We start from the raw sequence: 9,241 nt of genomic DNA, 5'->3' as shown, positions 1-9,241 counted from the left end.
AGCAAACCGCTCGCTGGATCGCGCCCTTGGCCCGATCAATTGGGCCCTTCACATCCGATGAAAGTGTCGCCGACGCGCGGCGACCACAGGCGCGCCTTCCCAGCAGCCGCATCCGCGGCACTACTCCCATAGCGCCCACAACTCCGCAGCTTCGTTCAATCCGGCTTCTGTGAGGTCGCACGCACGACCGAGCGCGCGGCTCGAGCCTGCCACGCGACCTCACAGAACCCTCAAGATTCCCAAATCAGCGTGTTTCTGATTCACCATGCTGGCTGGATTGGAGGCCAGCATGGATGGGTAAGCCTTATTCTCTGGATCTCCGTAAGCGTGTCGTGTCCGCGATCGAGGGCGGGATGTCGCGCAATCGGGCCGCCAAACAGTTTGGGGTGGCGATCAGCACTGCCATCGGCTGGATGCAGCGGGTCGAGGAGACTGGCAGCGTTGAACCTGGCCAGATGGGCGGTCACAAGCCGAAGGCGGTTTCGGGAGACCACGCAGTCTGGCTGTCGCAGCGGATCAGGGACGGCGATTTCACCATACGCGGTCTCGTTGCCGAGCTTTCCGGTCGCGGCTTGAAGGTCGACTACCACTCGGTGTGGGACTTCGTGCATTCCGAGAAGCTCAGCTTCAAAAAAAAGCGTGGCGGCTGGCGAACGCGATCGACCCGAGGTCGCGCGGCGGCGAGCCCAGTGGACAAAGTATCAAGGTCGCGTCGAAGCTGAGCGGCTGGTCTTCATCGACGAGACCTGGACCAGGACCGATATGGCGCGCCCTTGCGGGGATGGGCGCCGCACGGGAGCAGACTTCACGCCAAGGTTCCCCACGGTCGCTGGAAGACCATGACCTTCCTGGCGGCCCTGCGCCATGACCGGATCGATGCGCCATGGTTCATCGAGGGCCGATCGACGGCGTGAGCTTTCGCACCTATGTCGAGAAGGTTCTTCTGCCCGTCCTTCGACCCGGCGATATCGTCGTCTTGGATAACCTCGGCAGCCACAGGAGCAAAGCAGTTCGCCAGCTCATCCGTTCGGTCGGCGCCAAACTCTTCTTCCTGCCAAAATACTCGCCCGACCTGAACCCGATTGAACAGGTCTTTGCCAAGCTCAAGCACCTGCTCCGCAAAGCTGCCGCGCGAACCGTCGACGCGGTCTGCGCCGCAATCGGCCACGCACTCGATGCCTTCACTTCCGAGGAGTGCGCCAACTACCTCAAAAATTCAGGCTATCGAACTTAATGCCATCACGCCTTAAGCCCCGACAGAAAATTGAGCGAGAGGTTCGCGAGGCTTTCGACTGCCTAAACCTCGAACCGATGAAGTTGAGATCAAGAAGCGCACAGCGAGGAAAACGTCGAAAAAGCGAAACAGAAAGAGCAAATGATCAGGGCTCAATGGTAGAGAAACAGAATGAGTAGAGGTGTGCGAACACCCCCGCGCTCATTTGATTTTGGAACTCTCTCCGGTGAGACATTCATAGGGGTGGGGAGCAAGCAGAGCACGACGATACATCGTACCCTCAATCGCAGATTTGCGCGTTAGCGCATTCGCCAGTGTAGCAACGAGTCGACAGAATGGGTTTGAGATAATGCTCGAGGTGCGCGGCACTTTGAGTGTGTGAATGTGTGGATGACCACACGGAATAGCGCGCGAATCGCTTCTTGGTTTGTGGTGACCGAATACATATTGCACGTGCGATCAAGCTACCATTCCCCTCGTCGGGCTTAAAGAGCTCCTGAGCCCAGGCTCATGGCGTGCCTGCGGTTTCAAATGCCTTTCGCAGCAAGCGTATCATCAGGTCCTTTGCTTCCTGTTCGGTCGTTGCAGGTGAAGGCTGATCAAACTTCCGCCGAGCGTGCCTTGCCCAATTCGCGGTCCGTTTCAGTCGTTCGACATCGTTAGGCGGAGCCCAGTCGAGCTTGATGAACTCTGCCTCAGCCGCTGATTGCTTCAACCGTCGCTTCCCCCCGATGCCGCGAGCCTTTGCCGCCGCTGCACCTCCGAACCTGTCAATGAGACATTCGAGCGCCTTGTAGATGTCGAACCAGAAGGCTGGCGGGTGCCGCCCTGGATCGGTCGCAGATGCACGGCCGAAGTAGATCAGCGCATCCTCCAGACGATCCTCGCTGTCTGCGATTGCCAACCACCTTTGCGCTTCACTTGGCATCGCAGGTGGCTCCGGCTTTGGCTCACCGTCTGGTCTTATCGCAACCGCTATCGCGCCAGCTCTCGAGCGCTCGTTTACGACACCCGCCACGAAGAGCGTTCGATGCACCTTGCCGTCGGGAGCAACTTCGACAACACCATTAAATTGGAGCGGTTGACACTATCTGATGACGGAAATCGCGCCATTTAGCCGCTCAATCTGAGCGACAACACGGTCGCGCACCTCACTGGCTGAGGTCAGTTTCATCAAGAGAAGCAGATCGCAGCACAGTGTCCGAGCCATGTACCTCAACCCACGGATCACCGGCCGGTTTGAGCATTTCGCGCCAGTCTTGGAGGTCGAAATCATGGCCGCGAAGTGAAGCGCCCCATCGTTTGGACATCGCTAGTTCTCCCTTATAACGCACCGTCCCTTGGTTGGCGCTGACTGAGGGCTTACTTCGTGATACAAGGCTCCAGAGTGGTTCGCGGTAGGGACGCGAGTTACCTCGCGCCCCCCGCACAGATCCGCACGTGCGGCTTTCCCGCATGCGGCTCCCACCTAGGGTCAACGGCAGATGTTGCCGTATGCGAGCCAACACCTGTGTCACGCTTGTCTGGCTCAGAGTCCAGCGCGTGCTTCATTGTCCCGCATTCCCCTTGGTCCCTGCCCTTTGCTCCACCAACTCCGCCGCGGATCGCTCCGCTTTGTTCGTCGGCTTCCCAGCTACTATGGCAGAGTCAGACTTCTCGGGTCCGTTCATCATCGGCTACGGCTCCTCGCCTTCCCGATGCGGGCCGGCAACGGTTATGCCGTTCCGGTCAGACCCGAGATCTCCCAGCTTCCGATGCGATCCCTTTGCACGTGATGTGGCCTTCGACCCCGGCAGGGCGTCAGCACCTCGCATAACGGCGCCGCACATGTTGCCTTCGAGTGAATGAAAACTCTCGGCCCCTGCGATATCTGATCTTTCGTGGCTCAATCCCACACCCCATGCAATCGCTGTGTACGCTTCATGACTACTGTCGCCAGTAGCCACGCAACACTCGCTACCAAGCGGACGCTACGCCTTACTTGGACCGGACTTTCACCGGCTGGATCGCACCAGCTTGCGGCTGGCGCACTCATTCTAACAATTTTCATGCCACACCTTCCTAACCCCAATCCCGTTCGTCCAGGCCCTGGTCCTGAACTGCGATTGCGTAACTTGCAGCGCCGCTTCCGTGCGGTAGCGGCGCGCCATGATCGTACTACGAAGCTGCGGTGGGCTATGACGGCATTAATCGCTATCGCTGCCATTTTGGTTGCCTATCCGGCTATTTGGCTCCGTGTTTCGAGTTCTTGGCCGATCACGACAACGCTCAGACATATTGCGTCCGCTCCCAACTGTGATTTTGCCCGCTTGGTCGGCTTGGCACCCGCAAGACGGGGGGAGCCCGGTTATTGGAAACATCACGACCGCGACGGGGATGGAGTTGCTTGCGAACCGTGGCCGCCACGGCGGGGAGCTGCTTTGCGGCCCTAGCTATAGGTCCTGCGGCCCATGGCGTTGATGGTAGAGCGGCAGGTCAACTCCCTTGTTTGGTCCTCATGAGGATCGCCGCGATCCCGCAAGTGTCTCTGACGATCTTCTGGCGCGGCGTGTTGATATTGCGGTAGACGGTGTAACAGTGATAGCCCTTCTGTTCGACGTCGCCGTTCAGGTAATCATGGCACGCAAGTCCGCTGGCGCGGCAATACCCGGCATACCAAACGCGATCTTTGGACGCGATTTTGGCTTGCACCTTCGGCGACTTGTCGTGCTCCTCACATGCAAACGTGTAAGGAGCACCGCTTATGACGCCGCCCTCGACTAGAGCGGAGTTCTGGTTCTCTGCGATGTATTCGTCCTCACGCTGAGCGCACCATTCCAAATCAAGCGGAGGGCTGACGGCACCAACGAGGTGGGCTGCGGTATAAACGACCAGATAGAAACTTATGGCGACCTCCTAAATGGAGCGACTTGTCCCGTTTCGTCCGGTGGATGCTGACCGTCGATGGGGATCAATTGCATGCCTTTACCGGACGGCAGGACGTGGTAGTTGAATAGTGTAGAAGGATGAGCGCCGCGCAAGCGCTCTCGTGACACTTCGTGCATACCTCTAACGGACTAATCCTCATCCGCTCAATTTCCGCCGACGCTTGGATCTACCTGCGGCAGAACGCCCTCATGGAGCCGATTCGTCCTCTTCGTACACTGGATAAGCTAATGGTCCAGCGCGCACTGCTTTTTGCCGCTATCATCATCACATCATTTAGTACAACCAAGGAGGGGCGATGAAAAAGTGTCTGGAATTAATTGCACTGGCTCTGCTGATCAGTCCGGCTCAGGCTTCAAAACTTGATGCGAGCATGTGCGACAAGATCGCGTATATCTTCGATGCCTGCTCGGCTTCAGACAAAAATCCCCCATGCTACATGGTGCACCGCGCCGGGGCGGGTGAGAGCAAGGACTTAGCCAAGTTCTTCGACGATCACCCTGATCTGGACTTGCAGGCGCAATGTGACAAGGTCTGCCTCGGCAAGACCACCGTCTTGAAAGCAACCCGAAACTTCTGCCCCAACTACCGGCCCAAGCCCTAGCCCAACCTGCCTTCAAATCTCGCACGCGCGATGTAGAGTGTCCCGGCGGGACACAAGTGGCATCATCCCGAGGTGAGTTGCGCCTTCGATCTTCTTGCCGAAAGGCGGTGACGACCTCCGCATGCTCCCCTTGTCGATGCGCAAGGCGAACTTGGAGCGCCTGCTGGCGCGGCGTCCTGAGGGCGTGTTCGTCAATCCCTTCGAGCGTGGCGAGCTTGGGCCTGATCTTTTCCGCGCCACCTGCAAAATGCGTCTTGAGGGATTGGTGTCAAAACGCCGCGACCGGCCGTATCAGGCCGGCAGGTCGAAGCACTGGCTCAAAGTCAAGAACCGGAAACATCCCGCGATGGAGCGGGATTTGTGACGCGCGAAGTTCAAAGCTGACAAAGCCAACGACGCTTTGCGGACATCACCCCTCAGGTACCCCCGCCTTGCGCATACCCTCACACTGGCGTTCGCGCCCGGCGAGGTAAGCCGGATTGTCGCTCCATGCATTGCTGGCACGGAAGCGGCGGATGGTAAACATTGGATTGAGTGCAAGTCCCGCTTGCACGGCCGCTTGCGCCTCACCTATCTCGCCGAGCCGGGCGAGAACAGCCGCGAGATGGAAATGCGCGAGGGAGTAATTTGGGTTGGCCTCAATGCCCCGTCGCAGCCAAGCAACTGCTTCAGTGTCCGCGTTGAGCGCCACCTTCGCGACGCCGACCCATGCGATCCACCGGTGGACATGAGTGTCGAGGGGAGAGAGACGAAGCGCCTCGTTAATGTGAGCTTCGATTTCTGCGCCGCAACCAAGAAGATACTTGGCATACCCGATAAAACTGTGTGCGAGGGCTGAATTGCGATCCAGCGTCAACACATGCTCGAATTCTGCGACGCCTTGGACCACGCGTTTCGTAAACATCAGCGCGACGCCCAGCGCCAAGTGCGCCTCAGCGCATCTCGGTGCAAGGGACAATACTTTGGTCGAGATCGCTTCGGCTGCTGCAAATCGTGCTGACGCGTCGTCGGTCAAAAGGGCAGCTCCCTCCGCCTCTTCGACCGACGCCAAACCGACCATTGCCTCAATGTTCTCGGGATCGAGTGCCATGGCTCGCTCGAAGAAGCCGCGCGCTCGTGCTATGTATTCGGCCGTCCACCCCCTGTTCCACCAAGCTCTCCCCTGGAAAACCAGGTCCATCGCGTCTGGATCGGCTGCACGCTCGGCTCGCCGCGCCTCAGCCGCAGCGAGTTCGGCATTCAAAGAGTTGGCGAGCCTCGATACGATTTCGTCCTGCATGTCGAAAAGATCGGCAACTGGCTTGTCAAAACGCTCGGCCCAAAGGTGATTACCGATTTCGGCGTCTATCAATTGCACGTTGACCCGGAGGCGGTTGCCACCACGCTGCATCGAGCCTTCGAGCACATAGCGGACGTTCAGCTCACGTCCCAACTTCGTTACATCGACTGCTTTGTCCTTGAACGTGAACGCGGTGCTGTGCGCAATCACGAACGCACCATTGATGCGTGACAAGTCAGTGGTCAAACTCTCGGTCACGCCATCCACGAAATAGTCCTGCTCGGGATCACCGCTGAGGTTGGCGAACGGCAGCACAACAATCGAGAGACGCGGTCGTGAAGAAGCTGCCAACCCCGCCCGGACAGCCTCTGCCCCTTTCTCAGTCCGATCTGCGACGGCATAGGCCCGCACCGGCCGGTCGATGTTCTTGAGGCTCTGTTCGCCCAGATCGGTGAACTCAACTGCCACCTTGCCTCGGACGTGATCATAGGCAGCAGACGAAATGCAAATGCCGCCCGGTTCTGCAATGCTCTCAAGCCGTGCCGCGATGTTGACGCCGTCGCCAAAGATGTCATGCGGCTCGACGATGACGTCGCCGATGTTGATGCCGACACGGAAGGCAACGCGGCTGTCCTCTGCCTCGCCTGCTGTAAGTTCCTTGATGCGGGTCTGGAATTCCATCGCGGTGCGAACAGCCTCGACCGCGCTCGGAAACTCCGCCAAGAACCCATCTCCAGTGTTCTTCACGATCCGGCCGCCGTGCTCGGCGATAGCCGGATGGACAGCGTCCATCATAAGGGCGCTCAGTTTGACGTGAGTGCCTTCCTCGTCGTGGTGCATGAGCCGCGAATATCCGGCCACGTCGGCGGCCAAGATCGCCGTCAATCTGCGCTCGACCCGAACTGGCCGATCTTGCACCATGGCCCGCAACCCAACTAGCACGGTACCTTACGACGGGTCAGATGTCGGCGCCACCTGCAATAGATACAGCAGCAATGCTGACGGGCTTAGTGCCGAAAGCGAGCAGTCATGAAAAAGGCCCCGACGCGTGCACGTCGGGGCCTTCAAGATCATCAGGCCGGTTACGTCCGCCGTGCCTTCCGATCTAGGTGTCTCTGATTACCGCACCTGATCGTGTGCGGATGATGACAGCCGTGCGGCATCAAGCGGATCACATTCCGCCCGAAATCGCTCGGCCGCCAACTCGGCCTTGCGCCACTCTTCGCGCCGCCGACGCTCAATCGCCAACGCCTTACGCATCTCAACGTCCAAAATGATCTTGTCGATCTCGGCACCGTCCAGCGTGCGCTTGATGCGCAGGACGATGGACAGCACCATCACGACATCCCGTAAGACATCAACAGATCGCGCGCCGCGATATCGCAATGCGCAATGAAGCTCTCGACAGCGTCCTCGCTCTTGCAGATGAGCAGCGCCAGCTCACGCGCCTGCCGCACATCATCGACAGCAGATCGGCTATCGCAATCGCCCAACAGTATGCACTCAGCAGCCCGACCAGCTGCCAGCTCGATGCAATGGCGATATACATTCGCGAATACGTCAGAGACCGAACTGATATCCTCGCCCGGCTTCGGCATGACAGGAGCGATGGCATCGCGAACATCGGAGGCATCGCCGCGACCTTCCGCGAACGCCTCCTCGTGACCCTCGCCCAAACGCGACCTTCATAGCCTGAACCCAAGATCGGACAGCCTATATCGCCACCACAAGCACATCCCAATCCGCTGCCAGAAAACCCTATTCCCCCGATTTTCCGATTTGGGGGTGCGATTGGTGTGTTCGTCGGAACGTTGCTGTATTCTGGTCCCGCAGAATGAGTCACAAAAGGCCGGTGGGAGCGCCCCACTACTCCGCATGAGGAGCATCGGAAACAATTTGAGTTGATTGGAAATCATAGATGACAACAGGAATGCGATGTCTGACACCGAATGAGACCGAGCGCTTGTTTGGCCGGAACGGCTTTCGAGTTGTTTCAAATGCTCAACTCGGTCGCATTGCGCTCACGCTTGATCCAGCAATCGTATCTAAGCAGACTCGAGTTGGTGGCCGACCCCCATCCAATGTTCGCCATCTGCCTCACTTCGCAGAGGCAATGAACCGGTGGCACTCATCTGATACGGGACGATTGCTATGGATTGATTATTGGAGCAATGATTTTCCAAGCATCCATGAAGCGTTCGTGTCGGCCCGCATTGGTGCCGGAGAAGTTCGATCTCTGTCCGAAGCCCCAGGACATTATTTCGATCCTCGTCACTATCACGAACGTGATCAGACGGCGATTTCCCCGGAGCAAGCTCGTTTGACCGGAATGTTGATTGGCCTGATGTCACTAATAATGATTGATGGCTGGGATGGCTGGTTAATTGCCGGAGAGAGTTCTGATCGAATTGAGTTTTGGGAGGGAAATATTTATTTCTATTCTAGCGAAGCTTCGCAACTGACCATCGCAAACTCCCTGATGGATGAATTCGGCTGCTCACGAAATCCGGAATGATGAGAATTCGGTACTCGATGGGCGTGCAGACTGTAGTTTAACTGTCAGCTGGACCACCTTCCACGTCTGCACGGCGTCCCCTGCGGCGACGGGCAGAACAGATTGTCCGATTTTTTCGCCCTAGTATCCTATTCTACGACGAGGACGTCATCGACCTTTACCATCGGATCTGCGCGCTGTATCGAATGGGGTGAAGATACATAAGTAAGGAGAAGATGCCGAAACAAAGGAAAAGTCGCCCGGTAATCCAGCCGTGCGACGTCCGATCCTAAAAACGTCGCACGAGAGTCGTTTTGTTTTCAACAGACATCTGGCGAAGCTATTGGAAACCAAAGATTTTCCTTTGGTGGGCGCACCAGGGCTCGAACCTGGGACCCGCTGATTAAGAGACAGCCCCGGGGTGAGAACAATCAACGACTTGCTGGTCGCACCACCGGGCTTATCCGACCGAAAGTGGGCATTCGTCGCACGATCAGCCTAACTCGTTCAGCCCATCTTCACAGCCCGCCAAAGGCCACCGCTCATGCGCGCTCAAGGGGCAGCCGGCAGCCTTGATACTGCAAAGGACGCCCTCGTCGCTTCGGACCGTCCCCCGTAAACAAGCCGTTGATTTTGCGTGCTTTTTTTTGGCTGCCGGCTTGATATTGGCAGAGGCGCAATTATATGTTACAAATCAATTGGTTA

Annotated in this window: 9 protein-coding genes, 1 tRNA gene and 1 pseudogene; 5 read left to right on the top strand and 6 right to left on the bottom strand. The window is 57.8% G+C overall.

All coding sequences use genetic code 11. The features are described 5' to 3' along the window. The first annotated feature begins 293 nt into the window (after positions 1 to 293). Positions 294 to 1,234, top strand: a pseudogene (locus tag YUU_RS57265) (IS630 family transposase). 508 nt (positions 1,235 to 1,742) lie between these two features. Here the strand turns inward: YUU_RS57265 and YUU_RS0138270 are convergent. Together YUU_RS0138270 and YUU_RS59320 are read right to left on the bottom strand one after the other, a co-directional pair. After that, positions 1,743 to 2,162, bottom strand: coding sequence for a hypothetical protein (locus YUU_RS0138270; protein ID WP_156944748.1), 420 nt, complete (start codon positions 2,160 to 2,162; stop codon positions 1,743 to 1,745). Between the two features lie 223 nt (positions 2,163 to 2,385). Further along, a complete protein-coding gene (locus YUU_RS59320) occupies positions 2,386 to 2,544 on the bottom strand; it encodes a hypothetical protein (protein WP_156944747.1) in 159 nt (52 codons plus the stop codon). A gap of 612 nt (positions 2,545 to 3,156) precedes the next feature. On the opposite strand from YUU_RS59320, the gene YUU_RS62930 reads away from it, so the two are divergent. From YUU_RS62930 to YUU_RS53105, 3 genes are all read left to right on the top strand, one after another. Next, positions 3,157 to 3,666, top strand: coding sequence for an excalibur calcium-binding domain-containing protein (locus YUU_RS62930; RefSeq protein ID WP_371260554.1), 510 nt, complete (start codon positions 3,157 to 3,159; stop codon positions 3,664 to 3,666). A gap of 791 nt (positions 3,667 to 4,457) precedes the next feature. Further along, positions 4,458 to 4,763, top strand: coding sequence for a hypothetical protein (locus tag YUU_RS0138255; protein WP_027527045.1), 306 nt, complete (start codon positions 4,458 to 4,460; stop codon positions 4,761 to 4,763). A 136-nt stretch (positions 4,764 to 4,899) separates the two neighbouring features. Continuing rightward, a complete protein-coding gene (locus tag YUU_RS53105; protein ID WP_371260556.1) occupies positions 4,900 to 5,127 on the top strand; it encodes a hypothetical protein in 228 nt (75 codons plus the stop codon). A gap of 45 nt (positions 5,128 to 5,172) precedes the next feature. Here YUU_RS53105 and YUU_RS0138245 read toward each other — a convergent pair whose 3' ends face one another. The 3 genes from YUU_RS0138245 to YUU_RS60550 form a co-directional block, all read right to left on the bottom strand. Next, positions 5,173 to 6,963 carry an adenylate/guanylate cyclase domain-containing protein gene (locus YUU_RS0138245; RefSeq protein ID WP_027527044.1) on the bottom strand — a complete coding sequence of 597 codons (1,791 nt, stop codon included), beginning with the start codon at positions 6,961 to 6,963 and terminating at the stop codon, positions 5,173 to 5,175. Between the two features lie 198 nt (positions 6,964 to 7,161). Continuing rightward, entirely contained in the window at positions 7,162 to 7,380 is a 219-nt protein-coding gene (locus YUU_RS60555; protein ID WP_027527043.1) for a hypothetical protein, read from the bottom strand. Next, on the bottom strand, positions 7,380 to 7,718 hold the full coding sequence (locus tag YUU_RS60550) for a hypothetical protein (protein ID WP_027527042.1): 339 nt from the start codon (positions 7,716 to 7,718) through the stop codon (positions 7,380 to 7,382). The genes YUU_RS60555 and YUU_RS60550 overlap by 1 nt, the downstream gene beginning before the upstream one ends. Before the next feature lie 242 nt (positions 7,719 to 7,960). On the opposite strand from YUU_RS60550, the gene YUU_RS59310 reads away from it, so the two are divergent. Further along, positions 7,961 to 8,557: a hypothetical protein gene (locus YUU_RS59310; protein ID WP_156944745.1), complete on the top strand. Its 597-nt coding sequence runs from the start codon at positions 7,961 to 7,963 to the stop codon at positions 8,555 to 8,557. 344 nt (positions 8,558 to 8,901) lie between these two features. On the opposite strand, the gene YUU_RS59305 is transcribed toward YUU_RS59310, so the two are convergent. Then, positions 8,902 to 9,006, bottom strand: a tRNA-Ser gene (locus YUU_RS59305). Between the last annotated feature and the right edge of the window lie 235 nt (positions 9,007 to 9,241).

Source organism: Bradyrhizobium sp. Ec3.3, from assembly GCF_000472925.1.
In the GTDB taxonomy this organism is placed as follows: Bacteria; Pseudomonadota; Alphaproteobacteria; order Rhizobiales; family Xanthobacteraceae; genus Bradyrhizobium.
The sequence above is the reverse complement of the archived record's forward strand: the minus strand, read 5'-3'. Positions and strand labels throughout refer to the sequence as shown.